Source organism: Achromobacter mucicolens (assembly GCF_902859725.1).
GTDB classification, from domain to species: domain Bacteria; phylum Pseudomonadota; class Gammaproteobacteria; order Burkholderiales; family Burkholderiaceae_B; genus Achromobacter; species Achromobacter mucicolens.
Map to the genome: position 1 here is coordinate 1 of NZ_CADIJP010000024.1, position 16,738 is coordinate 16,738.

Below are 16,738 nucleotides of genomic sequence, written 5' to 3' on the forward strand. Positions count from 1 at the left end.
GGCCGGGCCTGCGGGCGGCGCGGCCCTGGCGCCGCCCGCGGTCAGCGGGCGCCACGCCGCCGCAATCGGCCGCGCAGTTGTTCGCCTTGTTGTATCCCGAGGGCGGCCATAGTCTGGTTCGCCTGCCGGATGGACGCCATTGGCTGGTTGCCGCACATGGCGGCGCAGTCCTGTCGCAGACGGACAGGGTGTTCGATTCGCTGGACGATGCACAGTCGGAACAGCGCGCGCTGCTCGCGCAGCGTCCGTCGCTGACGGAACATTCGCCGGATCAAGTGTGGACGGCATTGGCGCAGACGGTGGAGTCTGGCGCCGCGCTGACGGTACTGCCTTCACGCTGGGCCGAACTGCCTGCCGCACTGCGCGTGTTTCTCGCCTGCATCGGTCTTGCCGCCATCGCGCCGTCGTTGTGGAACGCGAGCGTCGCCCCGTTCGCGCGCAAGCCAGTGGCCCCACCCGAGCCCGCCGCCGTTCGAGACCCGATGGCAGATGCGTACGAGGCGATGCTGCAAGGCACGACTGTCCATCCAGCCACGGACCTGACGCGCCTGCTCGCCAGCGTGGCGGCGTTGCCTGTGCAGGTGCAGGGCTGGGCGCTGCGCCGCGCCCAATGCGAGGCCGCCGCGCAGCAATGGGACTGCGCGGCTGTATATGCCAGGGCTCACCCGCTTGCCACCAATCACGGGCTGCACGCGCTGCTGCCCGCCGGCTGGCGGGTGTCGTTCAAGCCGCTCGAGGAAGCCACGCTGGCCTGGCGCGTGGCGTCGGCGCCCATCCGTGTGGCCGACCTGGCGTTGCCCACGTCACTGCACGTGGACACGCGGGTGGCAGGGGGGCTGCAAGGGCTGCGTCCGGCATTCGCTTCCGTTGCGCTGTCGCCGGCCGTGCCGCTGATGCCGCGGCAGCCTGCTGCGGCGCGTGCCGTTGCGTCGCCCGGCAGCGCTGACGGATGGGGGAGGCCGCTTGTTCGCAGGCGCAGCCTGGTCTTGCATGGGCCATTGCGATCCATGGCGTTGCTGCCGGGGCCAGTGCCTGCTGCCCGCTGGTCGCGCCTCGTGGTGAATGTGCAGCCGCAACCGCGGCCCAGCCTCGTCGCGAGTGCGCTTGTCGCTGAATTGCAGGGGGATCTTTATGAACAGGAATAAGTTTTGCATCCAGCGCAGACGCGCAACCGGGCGCATGCTGGCCCGCATTGCACTGAGCGCCGCGGCGGTGTCGGCAGACCAAGCCCGGGCCGCGGATCACGCGCAGACGCCCCAACCCTGGTCAGACGTCGAGACCGTCCGCACCTTGTTGCGGGCGGATGCCGCGGCAGCATTGGCGGACTGCCGGGTGCCGGGCCTTTGCGGAGTGGGCGAAGGGAAGGGCGCCTCGGCGCCATCCGTCGCACACGGCGCGGACGACATTCGCGTGACCGCGATATTCGGCACGGCGCGCGCGTTGAACGTGGACATCATCGTCAACGGGACGTTGCTGCGCTACCGGGCCGGCCGCCCCGATCCCGTGGCTGGCGGCGCACTGATGGCGCCGTATCGCCTGCTGGCCGTCGACGGCGCCTGCGTGCGCCTGCAGCGCGACGGTCGCGAGCAGTCGGCTTGTCTGGATGCAGGAAGGGGCCATTGATGCCGATGCAAACCGTGTCCGCTTCGGCATCGCCTGCTCGCCTGCCCGAACTGCATACGCCTGAAGACGTTGCAGGCATGGAGCCGGCCTTCGTGCGCGCGCTGAGCCGCCAGTTCGATCTGGCGGCGCTGGCCGGCCGCCTCTGTCCGGTGTTGCTGGAAGGCGGCCAGGCTGCGATCTTCGCCGTCAAGGAATACACCGTTGGCGACCAGATCGATGAGGTCGAACGGATGGTGAAAGCGGCGGGTTACCGCATGGCGCGTCCCGCGCGCTACGTCGTTCCCGCGCCGCTTCTGCTGATGATCGCGCGAGGCCAGTACACGGCGTCCGGGCCGGGGCGCCTGGCAAAGACCAACCCGGCCGAACGCGCCTCGGCGCTGGCTGCGTTGTTTCTCGATATTGTCCGCTGGGGTGTGGTGCAAGGCGCCAGCGACGTGCACATCAACGTGGACCAGCGGCGCGACCGCGGCGACATCCGCTATACCATCCACGGCGAGTATGTCGGCGCCGAGCGGTTCGCGGGTCTCTCCAGCGCCACGCTGCTCGAGGTCCTGGCCGTGGCGTGGATGGATGTGCGTGGCGGCAATGGCGCGGTGTTCGATCCGGCGCTCGAGCAGCAGGGGCGCATTTCGCTAACCGTGGACGCTGCGCCCATCGTATTGCGCTGGGCCTCGCTGGCCGCGGACGCGGGGCCTTCGGTGTGCCTGCGGATCCTGCGGCTGGACGCGACCGTCAACGGCGACCTGCTGGCCTTGGGTTACCTGCCCGGCCAGGCCGAAACGCTGTTGCGGGCGCGCGAGCGCGAGGGCGGCGCCATCGTGCTGGCGGGTGTGGTGGGCTCGGGCAAGTCCACCACCATCGCCGCGCTGATGCGGGGCATCTCGCCGACACGCAAGGTCATCACGCTTGAAGATCCCGTGGAATACCACATCGGCAACGCGCTGCAGAACACGTTGACCGGCGCGCTGGCGGACGCGGCGTGGCCCACGCTTGACGCCAAGCTCAAGACCATCAAGCGTTCGGCCATGAACGACCTATTGATCGGCGAGGTCCGCGATGTCCAAACGGGCCGCGCGTTCATGGACCTCGCCAGTTCGGGGGTGAGCCTGTACGCCACCACCCACGCCGGGTCGGCCGCGATGATTCCCGAACGCCTGGCCTCCGACGCCATCGGTGTGTCGCGTGAGTTCCTGGCTTCGCCCGGCATCCTGAAACTGCTTATCTACCAAACCCTGCTGCCACGCCTGTGTCCCGGTTGCGCGTTGCCGGTGGACAGCCTGTGGTCGGGCGTCCCGGCGCGGCAGGCGCAAGGTTGGGACTGGCGCGGCTGGGTGCGCGCGATGCAAGACACCTTCGACCTGGACGCGGCGTCGCTCAAGGTCAGGAACGAGGCGGGCTGCCCCGCGTGCCGGCGCGACCACATGCCGGAACTGAACGGCACGGCGGGACGCAGTGTCGCGGCCGAAATGATCGAGCCGGATCGCGTGCGGGGCTTTCTTGAGCAAGTGCGGCGGCGCGACAACCACGGTTTGAAGCAGCAGTTTCAGCCCGCAATAGGCGGCGCCTGGCGCGATGCCGCCTTGCGCGGCGCGCGGGCGCTGGATTGCGCCCTGTACCGGACGAGCCTCGGAGAAATTGATCCGCGCACGCTGTTGCGCCGCTTCGAACTGCCCGTCTTGCCGACGCTGGGTTCAGTGTCGGCCGTTTCAGTGCTGGCCGCAGCGCCTGCGCCGACCCGCGCGGCCGTGTCCAAGGAAGTCCGTCATGGCTGATGTCATAGCGCGCGCATCGCGCTGGTCTGCGTCGTCGGCCGGCCAGTACCGGCTGCGGCTGGATGCGCTGCGTTTTCGCGCGCAGCGTGCGGACTATTACGAATACCTGGCCGATGTCGTCGAAGGCACGCAAGGGCGCAAGAGCCTGCGCGACATCTTCGAGGACGACGCCAGCCGCTACGGACCCGACACCGTGCGCGGGCGCCTCTGTCAGCATTGGGCCGCCGCTTATCTGAGCGCTGGCGGCGATCTGGGCGTTGCGTGGTCGGACTCGCTGCCGCACGGCGAATGCCTGTTGCTCAGTTGCGTGCAGGAGGAAGGCGGCGATCTGGCTGCTGCACTGCGCGATCTGGCGCGCGCCGTCAGGTTGGCGTCCGAGGCCTGGTCGGCATTGCTGTCGGCGGCGGCCACGGGCGTGATCGCCGCCATCGTCGCTTTCGCATTGCTGTGCGCCATTCCGTTTTTCAGCGTGCCTAGGCTGCAGCAGGTTTTCCAGGCCGTGCCCGCCGAAGACTATGCGCCGCTCACGCGTGGCCTGTTCGCGCTGGCGGGCGGCTTGAAGCAGTGGCTTGCGCTGTGGGTCGTCCTGATATTCGGCGCGGTCATGCTGGGGCTCTGGTCGCTCGCCAACTTCACGGGCGATATCCGCGCCGTGCTCGACCGCTGGCTGCTCTGGCGGCTGTATCGCGATTTCCAGGCGATCCGCTTTCTATCGCTGCTGGCCGTGCTCATCAGACAGCACGGCGCAGCCGACACGCGTTTGCGCCACGCGCTGTCCGTGCAGTCGCGCGACGCCTCGCCGTGGCTGCTGGCGCACCTGCAGGCCATGCTGAGCCGGATCGACGGCGGCGCCAGCGGCGCGGAAATCTTCGGCACCGGTCTGCTGGATGCCCAGACCTGGTGGTACATGGCGGACCTGATGGATGCGCTGGGCGTCGAGCCGGGTCTGGCCCGCGTGCGCCAGCGCGTGGAGGTCCGCCTGCTGGCCCGAGTGCGGCGGCAGGCGCTGGTGCTGCGCTGGTCATTGCTGATTGCCTCGTTGTCCACGGTGCTGGGCATCACGCTGTGGCACTACGCGGTGATCGACGAGCTGCGCCTTGCGTTGACCAATTTCTATGCCAGCCAGTAGTGGATCGCCGGTTGGCGGCAACTGCGCGGCTCGCCGCGCGCTTTTATCAAAGAGGATCTTCATGAAAAGAGTCAGAGTGTTCCGATGCGCCCGGTGGAAGCAGCAGGGGTTTTCGTTGATGGAGGTGTCCATCGTCACGGCGATCGTCCTGCTCATCGCGATCGTCGGCATCCCGGCCATTGGCGGCTACGTCATAGAAAACAAAGTGCCGAAGGTAGGCGAAGAACTACAGCGCTTCGTCGCCAGCATGAAAATCAACGCCCAGGGCGGCGGCGTGACGCCTTACACCGGCCTGGATACCGGTGCGTTGGCAAACGCGCTGCGCGACTCCACCGTGCTGTCGGTGCAGGGAACGGGTGCGGCGGCAAGCGTGGCCCACGGCCTGGGAGGCAGCGGCACCAGCGGCAGCGGTGTGGTGCAGGTTGAACCGGCCTCCGTTGACGGGGCGGGCATGGGGTCCGCGTTCACGCTGACGCTCACCAATGTCAGCCATGCCGCCTGCCCGGCGCTGGCGTCCGTCCTGCAGCGGGTCTCCGAAATCATTTCCATCAGCGGCAGCAGCGGCGCCCGGGTCGTCAAGGACTCGATCGCCACTCCCGCCACGCCGTACCGCGCCGCACAGGCGCAGGCGCAATGCAGCCAGGGCGACGTGAACACTTTCGTTTTCACTGCAAGATGAGCGCGCCTCGCTGCGCCCCAGGCCAGCCGGAATGGCGCCTGCGGCCGCCCGCCGTCCGGCGGCGGCAGGGGGGCTTTTCGCTCATCGGCATGGCGCTGGCGCTGGCCCTCACCACCGCCGTCGCCATCTGGGCCTCCAACGAAGTCGTTCACCGCATCGAAGCGTCCGCGGCGCGGTCCACGGGCGTCTGGATGACGCAAATCCGCCTGGCAGTGACGCAGATGCTGTCGCGGCATGCCGAGGCCCTGTCCGAAGGCAAGCCGCCTCTGGATGGCGAAGGCCAGCCGCTGTTCGCGCAGGCCCTGCGACCCAGCCTGGCGGAATTGCGCGCCCAGGGGCTGTTGCCCGCCGACTTTCCCAGTCAGTCGGCGCTGGGCTTCGGGGCGGACATCCACATCGCTCGCAGCCAGACCTGCCCGGGCGACCCCTGCCGGTTGGACGGTATCGTCTACGCCGACAAGCCCCTGCTGAAAAAAGGGACGCAAGTGCCGGACGAAGTCGCCATGGCATCCGTCGTTGCATCCACGGACGGCTACGGCGGGGCGGTGTGGCCGCAGGCGCCAGCCCAACTGCGCGGCGCCGCGTATGGCTTTCCCAATCCCTTGGCGGCCGACGCGCCCACGCATGCGCCGGGCACGCTTGCCCTGTGGGCGGGCGCTGGCGCCGGGCTGCCAGACCTGAGCGGCTACGTCAAAATGCGCGACACGCGCGATCCGGACCTGCAGGGCGGGCTGACAGTCGCAGGCAGCGTGGAGACGGGCGGGTACGTCAACGTGGGCGCCCGGGAAGTCCCGGGCCACGCCTGCGGGGCGCAGCCCGGCGCCCTTGCCAAATCCGCCGCCGGACAACTGCTTTCCTGCGAATCGGGGGTCTGGATGCAGGCCAGCGGCGGGTTTGGGGGCGCCTTCAGCGTGAACTACCCGCTCGGATGCTTCCATTACACGGGCATCTCCACGGCCAACCCCCGCACCGGCCAGTGCGCGTGCCCGACGGGCTATGAGAGCGTCGTCGTGTCCTCTGGCGGGGTCTGGAAGGGAACCGAAGGCTGGACCATCGGTTACGTCTGTGTCCGGTAACCGCCGTCCAGCCCATTCCCCGCGTATTCCCGCCAACCCTCTATAATTGGCGATTCGCCCTAAATTCTGCTTCATCCACGATGAAATCCTCCGAGATTCGCCAGCAGTTCCTGCAATTCTTCAAGTCCAAGGGACACACCATTGTTCCCTCGTCGTCGCTCGTCCCGGGCAACGATCCGACCCTGCTCTTCACCAATTCGGGCATGGTCCAGTTCAAGGACGTCTTCACGGGCAAGGAATCGCGGTCGTACACGCGAGCCACCTCGTCGCAGCGCAGCGTGCGCGCCGGGGGCAAGCACAACGACCTGGAGAACGTGGGCTACACCGCCCGCCACCATACGTTCTTCGAAATGCTGGGCAATTTCAGCTTTGGCGACTACTTCAAGCGCGACGCCATCCAGTACGCCTGGGAGCTCTTGACGCAGGTCTACAAGCTGCCGGCGGAAAAGCTCTGGGTCACCGTCTACCAGGAAGATGACGAGGCCTACGACATCTGGGCCAAGGAAGTGGGCGTGCCGACCGAGCGCATCATCCGCATCGGCGACAACAAGGGCGCGCGCTATGCGTCCGACAACTTCTGGCAGATGGCGGACACCGGCCCCTGCGGTCCTTGCTCCGAAATTTTCTTTGACCACGGTCCCGAGATCTGGGGCGGCCCTCCGGGATCCCCCGAAGAAGACGGCGATCGCTACATCGAAATCTGGAACCTGGTGTTCATGCAGTTCGAACGCGACGCCGCCGGCAATATGCCGCGCCTGCCGCGTCCCTGCGTCGACACCGGCATGGGCCTGGAACGCATCGCCGCCGTGCTGCAGGGCGTGCATTCCAACTACGAAATCGATCTCTTCCAGCACCTGATCGCCGCCGCCGCGCGCGAAACCGGCATCAAGGACCTGGAAGACAACTCGCTCAAGGTCATCGCCGACCACATCCGCGCCTGCTCGTTCCTCATCGTCGACGGCGTGATTCCCAGCAACGAAGGCCGCGGCTACGTGCTGCGCCGCATCGTGCGCCGCGCGCTGCGTCACGGCTACAAGCTGGGCCAGACCAAGCCGTTCTTCCATCGCCTGGTGCCGGACCTCGTTGCCGAAATGGGCGAGGCCTATCCGGAACTGGCGGCCGCCGCCGAGCGCGTGGCCCAGGTCCTCAAGCAGGAAGAAGAGCGCTTCGGCGAAACCCTCGAGCACGGCATGCGCATCCTCGACACCGCCCTGGCCAACGTGCCCAAGGGCGGCGTGCTGGACGGCACCACGCTGTTCACGCTGTACGACACCTATGGCTTCCCCGTCGACCTCACGGCCGACATCTGCCGCGAGCGTGAAGTCGAAGTCGACATGGCCGGCTTCGAGGTCGCCATGGAGCGTCAGCGCGACCAGGCCCGTGCCGCCGGCAAGTTCAAGATGGCCGAAGGCCTCAGCTACGAAGGCGCCGAAACGCGTTTCGAAGGCTACGAAAAGCTTGAGCTGGACAACGTCAAGGTCACGGCCCTGTACGTGGATGGCACCCAAGTCCAGGAAGTGAAGGCCGGCCAGAGCGCCGTCGTCGTGCTGGACGCCACCCCGTTCTATGCGGAGTCGGGCGGCCAGGTGGGCGACACCGGCCTCCTGGAAGCCGACGGCGTGCGCTTTGCCGTTGCCGACACCCTCAAGATCCAGTCAGGTGTGTTCGGCCATCACGGCACGCTGGAATCCGGCTCGCTGGCCGTCGGTGACACGCTGCTGGCTCGCGTGGACGCCATCCGCCGCGCCCGTACCGTGCGTAACCACTCGGCCACCCACCTCATGCACAAGGCCTTGCGCCAGGTGCTGGGCGCGCACGTGCAGCAGCGCGGCTCGCTGGTGGATCCCGACAAGACCCGTTTCGACTTCGCGCAGGATGCGCCGTTGACGGCCGAGCAGATCGCCCGCGTCGAAGCCATCGTCAACGCCGAAGTCCTGGCCAACCAGCCCACGGTCGCGCAGGTCATGGGCTATGACGATGCGGTCAAGGGCGGCGCCATGGCGCTGTTCGGCGAAAAGTACGGCGACACCGTGCGTGTGCTCGACATCGGGTTCTCGCGTGAACTCTGTGGCGGCACGCACGTCAGCCGCACCGGCGACATCGGTCTGTTCAAGATCGTTTCCGAAGGCGGTGTGGCCGCTGGCGTGCGCCGCATTGAAGCCATCACCGGCGACAACGCGCTTGCCTGGGTGCAGAACCAGAACGCCTTGCTGACCCAGGTCGCCGGCATGCTGCGCAGCACGCCCGCCGACCTGCCGGCGCGCATTGCGCAGGTGCAGGACCAGGTCAAGACGCTCGAAAAGGAACTTGAGCAGTCGCGCAACAAGCTTGCGGCCAGCGCCGGCAACGACCTGGCCTCCAGCGCCGCCGTCGACGTCAAGGGCATCAAGGTGTTGGCGGCCAGCATTGGCGACGTCGATCCCAAGGCGCTGCGCGGCATGGTCGACAACCTGAAGGATCGTCTGAAGCCGGCCGTCGTGCTGCTGGCCACTGGCTCGGCCGACGGCAAGATCAGCGTGGTGGGCGGTGTCACGGCCGACCTGACCGACCGCATCAAGGCGGGCGATCTGGTGGGCTTCGTGGCCGGCCAGGTGGGCGGCAAGGGTGGTGGCCGTCCCGATATGGCCATGGGCGGTGGCACGGATATCGCCGCGCTGCCCGCGGCGATCGCCGGTGTGCAGAAGTGGGTGGGCGAGCGCCTCTGATGAGCGACGTCGATTCCCGTCTCGATGCCGGCGCCGAGGCGCCGGTGTTCGACCAAGAAGTCGATGCAAGCGGCCTGACCTGTCCGTTGCCCATCCTGCGCGCCAAGAAGGCGCTTGCGCAGATGGAAAGCGGGCAGGTGGTGCGCGTGATCACCACCGACCGCAACGCCATCCGCGATTTCCAGGCATTTTCTCGCCAGACCGGCAATGCGCTGGTCGCGCAGCAGGAAGCCGACGGGCGGTGCGTGCATTTCCTGCGCCGGCGCTGAACCGCACCGAATCGCGCTATCAACAAAGGCCCGCTCCCGCAGCGGGCCTTGTTCATCCTGGCGGCGTCGGCTAGCGGTGGATGGCCGCTGCGACCGCCTGGGTGATCGTGAAGTCCACCAGGTCACCTTCCTTCAGTTGCTGGAGTTTCTCGCGCAGCGCCGGGTCCCTCACCTGGATGGTGCGGCGGCCGCCCTGGGGACCTTTCAGGATGACCAGGTTCGCGCTTCGATTGATGTGCCAGATCTCGGCCGTGATCGTGGTCTGACGGCCGATGACGCCGCCTGGCATTGCGCCCTTGGCGGTACGGGCCGCCGCGGTCTCGGTAACGACTTCCGGCGCGCCGGAGCCCGCGGGGCGCACATCCACCGCGATCGACTCGTAGTAGTCCAGCGTCAGGGTGTCGCCCGGTTTGATCTGCTTGAAATTGCGGATATCCGGTCCGGCAACGATCTCCACGGTGTTGCCATCGGCGCCGCGCAAGGTGAGGGTCCGGCTTGCCTGATCCACGGCGGTCACCTGGCCGGATGCCGTCGTCAACGCCGCACCCATCACCCGTGCGGACGCGCCCGTTGGCAGCGCAAGGGATCCCGCAAGCAATCCAGCCACAGCCAGGCGCGCGACGGGGGCGAAGACGGATTTTTGGTTCTTCATGATGTGCACACTCCAGTTCAAGGACGTCAGTGGGGGAAAGCGCAGTCAGGCGCAGGCGCAGTCGCCCCGATCGGGGTGGCCGGGCCCTGAGGGGGCAGGAAGGCAGGGGAAGGCTGTCGCTGCGGGGAGGCCGGCAAGGGCAGGGCGTAGAGTTTTGCGCGGGTCGACATGAATCCGATCTCTCCAATCAGATTGCTCTTCAGACGCACCAACTGCTCAAACGCATGACAACGAGACAGGCTGCAGGCACGGGCCGGCGGGGGCATGACCGGGTGGACAGAGCCTGCGGCGCAACTCCGGACGCAACCTCGGCGCGGAATACCTGCGGATAGAGCCGCAGCAGGGCTGGGCTCGTGCTTGTAGAATACTCGGATGTGGTGTTTTACGATACAAATCGCGCCACTTCACAGATTTCGGCACTCGCATTTGCCAGCAGGCTCCTTTCAGTGCTAGAATTTCCCGTTTTTCACAACTAATTCAAGGGATTACCTATGGTGGTGATTCGCCTGGCCCGCGGTGGGTCCAAGAAGCGTCCGTTCTACAACCTGGTGGCCACCGATTCGCGTAACCGTCGCGACGGCCGCTTTATCGAGCGCGTGGGTTTTTACAACCCCGTGGCTAGCGAAGGCACGGAAAACCTGCGCATTGCGCTGGATCGCGTGCAGTACTGGACCGGCACCGGCGCGCAACTGTCGCCCGCCGTCGAGCGTCTGGTCAAGGAATACTCGGCCAAGGTTTCCGCCGCGGCCTAATTGCCCGCGTCGCACATCCTTAGCTGAAATTCTTTAGCTGAATTCTGAGCGGCTAGTTTTTCCACGCTGAAAGCCCTGCGCTTGCAAGCTGACATTCCTAGCTGCTTCATCGCTATCCAAGCCGATAAAGAGCACGATAAATGCCTGATGCCGCAACCTCCAACGCGGCGCCTACGGATTTGGTCGAGCTGGGCCGCATCACTGCAGCCTACGGTGTGAAAGGCTGGGTTAAAGTGCAGCCGCATTCGGCCAACGCCGAAGTGCTGCTCTCAGCGTCTCAATGGTGGTTGACTCGCCCTGTGCCTGAATTGGCGCGGGGCGCTGTCGCGTCTGCGCCTGTCGCATTCAAGATCTTGCAAGCCCGTTCGCAGGGAGCCACCGTCGTGGCGCAACTGCAGGGCATCACGGATCGCGATCAGGCCGAAGCGCTGCGCGGACATTCCGTGCAAGCGCCGCGCGGTTCGTTCCCCGCGCCCGAGGAAGACGAATACTACTGGGTCGATCTCATTGGTTGCGCGCTGTACTCCAGCGCCAGCGGCGAACCCACGCGAATCGGCGTGGTAAGCGAGGTCCTCGACAACGGTGCTCATGCCGTGTTGAAGGTCCTGCTGCAGAAGGGCGAGGGCGAGAATCCCGAACCCGTCCTGGACGCCAAGGGCCGGCCCGCCGAAATGCTTGTTCCGTTCGTACGCGCGCACATCCATGCCGTCGATCTGGCCGCGCGCCGCATCGACAGCGACTGGCCCGCGGATTTTTGATGCGTATCGACGTCGTTACGCTATTTCCCGACATGTTCGGGGTGGTGCGCGACCTCGGGGTCACCGGCCGGGCCCATGCCCAGGGCCGGTGGCAGCTGCATGCCTGGAATCCGCGCGATTTCACGCATGACGTCCATCGCACCGTCGACGACCGCCCCTACGGCGGCGGTCCCGGCATGGTCATGATGGCGGGGCCGCTGGAAGCCGCCGTCAACGCCGCCCAGCAGGCGCGCGCCGGACAGGGGCTGGGTCCTGCCCCGGTGGCGTTGCTGGCCCCGGTGGGCCGGCGCTATGACCAGGCTGGCGCCGAGGCATTGGCCGCCAGCGATGGCCTCATTCTCATTTGCGGGCGCTACGAAGGCGTGGACCAGCGCTTCATCGATCGCTGCGTCACGCAAGAGATTTCGCTTGGCGACTTCGTCTTGTCCGGCGGTGAGATCGCGGCGCTTGCGGTGATCGATGCCGCGGTGCGCCTTTTGCCTGGCGTGCTCAACGATGGGGATTCCGCGCTGCAGGACTCCTTCAATGACACCTTGTCCGGCCTGTTGGACAGCCCGCATTACACCCGTCCCGAAGTGTACGAAGGCGAAGCGGTGCCGGCGGCCCTGTTGAGCGGTCATCACGCCAATATCGCGCGCTGGCGGCGCGAGCGTTCATTGGCATTGACCGCGGCGCGCCGGCCTGAACTCATCGCGTCCGCGCGCGAGAAAGGCTGGCTCAGCAAGCTTGACGAGCGATATCTGGCCGAGCTTGCCGGGACGCCGCTGCCCGCCGAGCCGGGATCATCCCGTCGTCGCCGGCCGCGCAAGCCGTCCGATCCCTCGAGCGCCGCCTGACGGACATCCTGGCCCATCCGCAACGCCCACAACGCTAGGGAAGGTCCTAGATTGTGGGCGTTTTCGCTGCTCCTTAGTATTGAAAATTACATGCACATGAAATTTTCATATGAGCCGCTCAGCCGCCGTTCGTCGTGCCAGTGCAGCACCGTCGTCACCCGCCCGGGCGGACAGGCCGGAGTCGGCCGTCGATCTGTGGCTGGGCCAGCAACTGCGTCAGTTGCGCAAGCAGCAGGGACGGTCGCTCGCTGACGTCGCCCAGGCTTGCGGCATGTCGCTGGGCCTTCTGAGCCAGATCGAAAGAGGGCTGAGCTCGGCCTCCGTCAAAGTCCTTCATCTCCTGGCGCGCGAGTTTCGCGTGTCGGTCAATGCCCTGCTGCGCAACGCCGAGCACACGGGCGGCGAGGAAGATGGGCGCGTGGCCCGCGCGGGCACGCATCGCTACATCGATCTCAAGGAAAAGGGCATCTGCAAAGAGATGTACACGCCCGCGGCCTGCCGCAGCATGGACCTGTGCCGCGCCTCCATCGCGCCCGGTGGCTCCACCGGCAGCGAGCTCTTCGTGACCGGGCAGGGCGAGCAGATCGGCGTGGTGCTCAAGGGCGTGCTGGAGTTGTGGGTCGGCGATCGCGTCCTGCGCCTGCAGGAGGGCGACAGCTTCTGCTATGCCAGCAGCACGCCGCGCCGCTGGTGCAATCCGGGGTCCCAGACGACCGAGGTCATCTGGGCCATCTCCAACATCACTCAAGCCGCGGAGGACGACACGTCATAAGCGCCCTGAGCGCGCAGCACCCATGCGGCGGCACGCGAGGGGAGCGGGCCGCCACCGGGCGCGCCAGGCGCGGCCCGGCCTTCTTTGCCACGATGAGGATATGTCATGAAATTCAAGACCCTGGTTGTCTCTGTATTCGCAGCATTGTCCATGGCGGCGGGCGCTCAAGCCCAGACGGTATTGAAGGTGGGATCCACGCCCACCGGCAGCCCGTTCACGTTTCTCGATACCAAGACGAACAGCATCGAGGGCGTGATGGTCGACATTGTGAAAGCGGTCGGCAAGGAGGCCGGATTCTCGGTGCAGATTGAGCCGATGGCGTTTTCAGCGCTGATCGGCTCGCTGACTTCCAAGCGCATCGATATCGTGTCGGCGGCGATGTTCATCACGCCTCAGCGCCAGCAGGTGGTGAGCTTTTCGGAGCCCGTCTATCGCTATGGCGAAGGCCTGATGGTGCTCAAGAGCGACAACAAGGAGTACAAGTCGTTCGCCGACATGAAGGGCATGACGGTCGGCGTGCAGGTGGGCACGGCCTTTGTCGAACCCATTCAGAAGAGCGGCGTCTTCAAGGAGGTGAAGCTCTACGACAATCCGCCCGACATGATGCGCGATGCAAACGCCGGCCGGATCCAGGGCGGCTTCATGGACTACCCCATTGCCGCGTATGTGCTGTCGCAAGGCAACTACCCCAATCTGAAGATGGCGCAGTCCTACCAGCCCACGATCATGGGCAGCCTGGGGCTGGCCACGCGCAAGGAAGACACCGAGCTGCTTGATCGCATCAACAAGGCGCTGGCCAAGCTGAAGGCCGACGGCGCCATCGACGCCATCCTGAAGAAATGGGGCCTGGGCGGCGCTTGAGGCCGGCCGGACTTTCGTAGCGCAAACATTCGTTAAAAATCCCGCCGGCGCGATCAAACCCGCCGGCGGACGCCGCGCATCCGGAGCGCGACGCGGGCAGTCTTCTGGGGGTGGTGGACGCATGATGCAATTCATGAAGGACGCGGCAGAGTTCATGCCGATACTGCTGGAGGGCGCCAAGCTCACGATCCTGGTCACGCTGGGCTCGCTGGCGCTGTCGACGGTGCTGGGGCTGGTCTGGGCGTTGATGCGGGTGTCGGGCAACAAATACTTGTCGGGCTTTAGCGCCGGCCTGGTCAATCTGCTGCGCGGCATTCCCATCATCGTGCTGCTCTTCTACATCTATTTCGTGATGCCAGACATGGGCGTGTCGCTGAGCGCGGTGCAGGCGGCGATCATCGGCCTGGGCGTCGCGTATTCGGCCTACCAGGCCGAGAACTTCCGAGCCGGCATCCAGGCGATCGATCGCGGCCAGATCGAGGCGGCCATGGCCATGGGTATGGGCTGGGGGTTGACGATGCGCCGCGTCGTGCTGCCGCAGGCCGTGAAGATCGTCCTGCCGCCATACGGCAACATCATGATCATGATGCTCAAGGACTCGTCGCAGGCATCCACCATCACCGTCGCCGAACTGGCGCTGCAAGGAAAGCTCATCGCCGTGTCGACGTTCAAAAACGCCACGGTGTTCACACTGGTGGCGCTGATGTACCTGGTGATGTGCGTGCCGCTCATCCTGCTGGTGCGGCATCTGGAAAAACGGAGCGCAACCAAATGATCAGCCTGCAAGGCGTGAGGAAAAGCTTTGGGCCGCTCGAAGTCCTCAAGGGCATCGACGCCGAAGTCGAGCAGGGCGAGGTCGTGTGCGTCGTTGGGCCATCCGGCTCGGGCAAGTCGACCATCCTGCGGTGCATCAACGGACTGGAACGCTACAACGCCGGCCGCATCACCGTGGACGGTGAGCTGGTCGATTGCGATTCGCCTTCCATCGTGTCGATCCGCACGCAGGTGGCGATGGTGTTTCAGCGCTTCAATCTGTTTCCGCATCGCACGGCACTGGAAAACGTCATCGAAGGCCCGATCTTCGTCAAGAAAGAGCCGCGCGCCCAGGCGGTGGAGCGCGGCCGCGAGCTGCTGGCCAGCGTCGGCCTGGCGGACAAGGAAAACGCGCATCCGAACCAGCTGTCGGGCGGTCAGCAGCAGCGCGTGGCGATTGCACGCGCGCTGGCAATGAGACCGAAGGCGATCCTGTTCGACGAGCCCACCTCGGCGCTCGATCCCGAACTGGTTGGCGACGTGCTGGGCGTCATGCGCAAGCTGGCCGAGGCCGGCATGACGATGGTCGTCGTGACGCACGAAATGAGCTTTGCGCGCGAGGTCGCCGACCGCGTCATGTTCTTTGACGGCGGCGTCATGGTGGAGCAGGGCGCCGCCCGCGAAGTGCTGAATCATCCGCAGCATCCGCGCACGCAGGACTTCCTGCGGCGTGTGTTGCACCCCATGTAAGGACGTCCCATGCAGCCAGCGCCGTTTCCGCTTTCCCCGTCACTATGGGCGGCCACCGCAGCGCCGCCGCCGCCCACCGGGCCGCTCGACGCGTCCACGCAGGCCGACGTCGCCGTGATCGGCGGCGGCTACGCCGGCCTGTCCACTGCGTTGCACCTGGCCGAGCGTGGCGTCAAGGTCGTGCTTTTGGAGGCGCGCGAGATCGGCTTTGGCGGATCCGGACGCAATGGCGGGCAGGTCATTCCGGGCTTGAAATACGACCCTGACGATCTGGTTGCTATGTTCGGCCCCGAGCGTGGCGAGCGGTTGACACGGTTCGCCGGCGGGACGGCGGACGCGGTCTTCGACCTGATCGAGCGCCACGCAATGGACGTGCCGCGCGTGCGCAAGGGGTGGATCCAGGGCGCGCACACGCCCGAGGCGCTGCGTGTCGCGCAAGGCCGCGCGGCGCAATGGGCGCGGCTGGGCGTGGACGCGCAACCGCTGGATCGGGCGCAGGTCGCCCGTCTTATCGGCACGGACAAGTATCTGGGCGGATGGGTGGACCGGCGGGCGGGCGCGGTGCAGCCGCTGAGCTATGCGCGCGGCCTGGCGCGCGCCGCGCTGAATGCGGGCGCGATCCTGCACACCGACACGCCCGTCACGGGCCTGGCGCGCGACGGCGGCAAGTGGAAAGTGTCCACGGCGCGCGGGCCGTCGATCAGCGCCGATCGCGTGGTGATGTGCACCAATGCCTACGGCGGCGAGCTGTGGCCCGGCCTCAAGCCGTCCATCATCGATGCCAACACCTTTCAGGTGGCCACCGTCCCACTGCCCGACCGAATCCGCGCGGGCATCTTTCCCGAGGGACACGTCACGTCCGACACGCGCAACCTGCTGCTGTACTTTCGTCTGGATCACCAGGGCCGCCTCTTGATGGGCGGCCGGGGGCCGTTTCGCGAACCCAAGGGCGAGGCGGATTGGGCGCATCTGGAGCGCGTGATGGTCAAGATGTTCCCGCAGGTGGCCGGCACGCCGTTCGAGTTCCGCTGGTGCGGCAGGGTGGCCGTAACGCGCGACTATCTTCCGCATCTGCATGAACCGCAGCCCGGGCTGCTGGTGGACATCGGCTGCCAGGGCCGCGGCGTCGGCCTGCAGACCTGCATGGGTGCCGCAATGGCGCAGTACGTGGTCACGGGCGATGCCAATGCGCTGCCCGTGCCGCTGTCGGCCATCAAGCCATTTCCGCTTTATCCGCTGCGCCGCCTGTACGTCAACGCGGTGGTCAGCTGGTACCGGATGACGGACGGCGGGGTGTGAATCCCGGCCGTCCCCAAACAAAAACCCCGGAACAGTGTCCGGGGTTTCTGGG

General features: G+C 66.5%; 17 protein-coding genes. 16 read left to right on the forward strand and 1 reads right to left on the reverse strand.

Features of this window, described 5'->3' with window-relative positions:
* From HV786_RS23985 to HV786_RS24020, 8 genes are all read left to right on the forward strand, one after another.
* Positions 1 to 1,145: hypothetical protein (locus HV786_RS23985; protein ID WP_254599508.1), on the forward strand; the 1,145-nt coding region annotated here is incomplete at its 5' end.
* A gap of 34 nt (positions 1,146 to 1,179) precedes the next feature.
* Positions 1,180 to 1,623: a hypothetical protein gene (locus HV786_RS23990; RefSeq protein WP_252870031.1), complete on the forward strand. Its 444-nt coding sequence runs from the start codon at positions 1,180 to 1,182 to the stop codon at positions 1,621 to 1,623.
* Positions 1,623 to 3,395, forward strand: a complete 1,773-nt coding sequence (locus HV786_RS23995) for an ATPase, T2SS/T4P/T4SS family (RefSeq protein ID WP_252870032.1) — start codon at positions 1,623 to 1,625, stop codon at positions 3,393 to 3,395. The genes HV786_RS23990 and HV786_RS23995 overlap by 1 nt, the downstream gene beginning before the upstream one ends.
* A complete protein-coding gene (locus tag HV786_RS24000) occupies positions 3,388 to 4,524 on the forward strand; it encodes a type II secretion system F family protein (protein WP_175211950.1) in 1,137 nt (378 codons plus the stop codon). The genes HV786_RS23995 and HV786_RS24000 overlap by 8 nt, the downstream gene beginning before the upstream one ends.
* Positions 4,525 to 4,585: 61 nt before the next feature.
* Positions 4,586 to 5,203: a type 4 pilus major pilin gene (locus HV786_RS24005; RefSeq protein ID WP_128827635.1), complete on the forward strand. Its 618-nt coding sequence runs from the start codon at positions 4,586 to 4,588 to the stop codon at positions 5,201 to 5,203.
* Complete coding sequence (locus HV786_RS24010; RefSeq protein ID WP_175211951.1) at positions 5,200 to 6,279, forward strand: PulJ/GspJ family protein; 1,080 nt, start codon at positions 5,200 to 5,202, stop codon at positions 6,277 to 6,279. Before HV786_RS24005 ends, HV786_RS24010 begins: the two co-directional genes overlap by 4 nt.
* Positions 6,280 to 6,359: 80 nt before the next feature.
* Entirely contained in the window at positions 6,360 to 8,984 is a 2,625-nt protein-coding gene (gene alaS / locus HV786_RS24015) for an alanine--tRNA ligase (RefSeq protein ID WP_128827933.1), read from the forward strand.
* Positions 8,984 to 9,253 carry a sulfurtransferase TusA family protein gene (locus HV786_RS24020; protein WP_056315665.1) on the forward strand — a complete coding sequence of 90 codons (270 nt, stop codon included), beginning with the start codon at positions 8,984 to 8,986 and terminating at the stop codon, positions 9,251 to 9,253. Before alaS ends, HV786_RS24020 begins: the two co-directional genes overlap by 1 nt.
* Before the next feature lie 70 nt (positions 9,254 to 9,323).
* Here the strand turns inward: HV786_RS24020 and HV786_RS24025 are convergent, their stop codons facing one another.
* Positions 9,324 to 9,905 (reverse strand): hypothetical protein, encoded by a 582-nt coding sequence (locus HV786_RS24025; RefSeq protein WP_128827934.1) that lies wholly within the window; start codon positions 9,903 to 9,905, stop codon positions 9,324 to 9,326.
* Between the two features lie 491 nt (positions 9,906 to 10,396).
* On the opposite strand from HV786_RS24025, the gene rpsP reads away from it, so the two are divergent.
* The 8 genes from rpsP to HV786_RS24065 all read left to right on the forward strand — a co-directional run bounded on the left by rpsP (position 10,397) and on the right by HV786_RS24065 (position 16,686).
* Complete coding sequence (gene rpsP / locus HV786_RS24030) at positions 10,397 to 10,657, forward strand: 30S ribosomal protein S16 (protein ID WP_008165084.1); 261 nt, start codon at positions 10,397 to 10,399, stop codon at positions 10,655 to 10,657.
* A 140-nt stretch (positions 10,658 to 10,797) separates the two neighbouring features.
* Positions 10,798 to 11,415 (forward strand): ribosome maturation factor RimM, encoded by a 618-nt coding sequence (gene rimM, locus HV786_RS24035; RefSeq protein ID WP_062842036.1) that lies wholly within the window; start codon positions 10,798 to 10,800, stop codon positions 11,413 to 11,415.
* Positions 11,415 to 12,251, forward strand: a complete 837-nt coding sequence (gene trmD, locus HV786_RS24040) for a tRNA (guanosine(37)-N1)-methyltransferase TrmD (protein WP_175211952.1) — start codon at positions 11,415 to 11,417, stop codon at positions 12,249 to 12,251. Before rimM ends, trmD begins: the two co-directional genes overlap by 1 nt.
* Before the next feature lie 109 nt (positions 12,252 to 12,360).
* Positions 12,361 to 13,023 (forward strand): helix-turn-helix domain-containing protein, encoded by a 663-nt coding sequence (locus HV786_RS24045; RefSeq protein ID WP_175211953.1) that lies wholly within the window; start codon positions 12,361 to 12,363, stop codon positions 13,021 to 13,023.
* A 105-nt stretch (positions 13,024 to 13,128) separates the two neighbouring features.
* Positions 13,129 to 13,884, forward strand: a complete 756-nt coding sequence (locus HV786_RS24050) for an ABC transporter substrate-binding protein (protein WP_056315679.1) — start codon at positions 13,129 to 13,131, stop codon at positions 13,882 to 13,884.
* A 121-nt stretch (positions 13,885 to 14,005) separates the two neighbouring features.
* A complete protein-coding gene (locus tag HV786_RS24055; RefSeq protein ID WP_062842033.1) occupies positions 14,006 to 14,659 on the forward strand; it encodes an amino acid ABC transporter permease in 654 nt (217 codons plus the stop codon).
* The gene (locus HV786_RS24060) at positions 14,656 to 15,387 is read left to right on the forward strand and encodes an amino acid ABC transporter ATP-binding protein (protein WP_056315684.1); all 732 of its coding nucleotides are present in this window, start codon (positions 14,656 to 14,658) and stop codon (positions 15,385 to 15,387) included. Before HV786_RS24055 ends, HV786_RS24060 begins: the two co-directional genes overlap by 4 nt.
* Positions 15,388 to 15,396: 9 nt before the next feature.
* Positions 15,397 to 16,686, forward strand: a complete 1,290-nt coding sequence (locus tag HV786_RS24065) for an NAD(P)/FAD-dependent oxidoreductase (RefSeq protein ID WP_175211954.1) — start codon at positions 15,397 to 15,399, stop codon at positions 16,684 to 16,686.
* Positions 16,687 to 16,738 lie beyond the last annotated feature (52 nt).

Excerpts from the sequence above, each read along its gene's own strand:
- HV786_RS23995 (WP_252870032.1), top strand. The coding sequence starts at position 1,623 with ATGCCGATGCAAACCGTGTCCGCTTCGGCATCGCCTGCTCGCCTGCCC.
- rpsP (WP_008165084.1), top strand. The coding sequence starts at position 10,397 with ATGGTGGTGATTCGCCTGGCCCGCGGTGGGTCCAAGAAGCGTCCGTTC.
- HV786_RS24000 (WP_175211950.1), top strand. The coding sequence starts at position 3,388 with ATGGCTGATGTCATAGCGCGCGCATCGCGCTGGTCTGCGTCGTCGGCC.
- trmD (WP_175211952.1), top strand. The coding sequence starts at position 11,415 with ATGCGTATCGACGTCGTTACGCTATTTCCCGACATGTTCGGGGTGGTG.
- HV786_RS23990 (WP_252870031.1), top strand. The coding sequence starts at position 1,180 with ATGCTGGCCCGCATTGCACTGAGCGCCGCGGCGGTGTCGGCAGACCAA.
- HV786_RS24045 (WP_175211953.1), top strand. The coding sequence starts at position 12,361 with ATGAGCCGCTCAGCCGCCGTTCGTCGTGCCAGTGCAGCACCGTCGTCA.
- HV786_RS24055 (WP_062842033.1), top strand. The coding sequence starts at position 14,006 with ATGATGCAATTCATGAAGGACGCGGCAGAGTTCATGCCGATACTGCTG.
- HV786_RS24050 (WP_056315679.1), top strand. The coding sequence starts at position 13,129 with ATGAAATTCAAGACCCTGGTTGTCTCTGTATTCGCAGCATTGTCCATG.
- HV786_RS24010 (WP_175211951.1), top strand. The coding sequence starts at position 5,200 with ATGAGCGCGCCTCGCTGCGCCCCAGGCCAGCCGGAATGGCGCCTGCGG.
- HV786_RS24020 (WP_056315665.1), top strand. The coding sequence starts at position 8,984 with ATGAGCGACGTCGATTCCCGTCTCGATGCCGGCGCCGAGGCGCCGGTG.
- HV786_RS24065 (WP_175211954.1), top strand. The coding sequence starts at position 15,397 with ATGCAGCCAGCGCCGTTTCCGCTTTCCCCGTCACTATGGGCGGCCACC.
- HV786_RS24025 (WP_128827934.1), bottom strand. The coding sequence starts at position 9,905 with ATGAAGAACCAAAAATCCGTCTTCGCCCCCGTCGCGCGCCTGGCTGTG.
- HV786_RS24060 (WP_056315684.1), top strand. The coding sequence starts at position 14,656 with ATGATCAGCCTGCAAGGCGTGAGGAAAAGCTTTGGGCCGCTCGAAGTC.
- alaS (WP_128827933.1), top strand. The coding sequence starts at position 6,360 with ATGAAATCCTCCGAGATTCGCCAGCAGTTCCTGCAATTCTTCAAGTCC.
- rimM (WP_062842036.1), top strand. The coding sequence starts at position 10,798 with ATGCCTGATGCCGCAACCTCCAACGCGGCGCCTACGGATTTGGTCGAG.
- HV786_RS24005 (WP_128827635.1), top strand. The coding sequence starts at position 4,586 with ATGAAAAGAGTCAGAGTGTTCCGATGCGCCCGGTGGAAGCAGCAGGGG.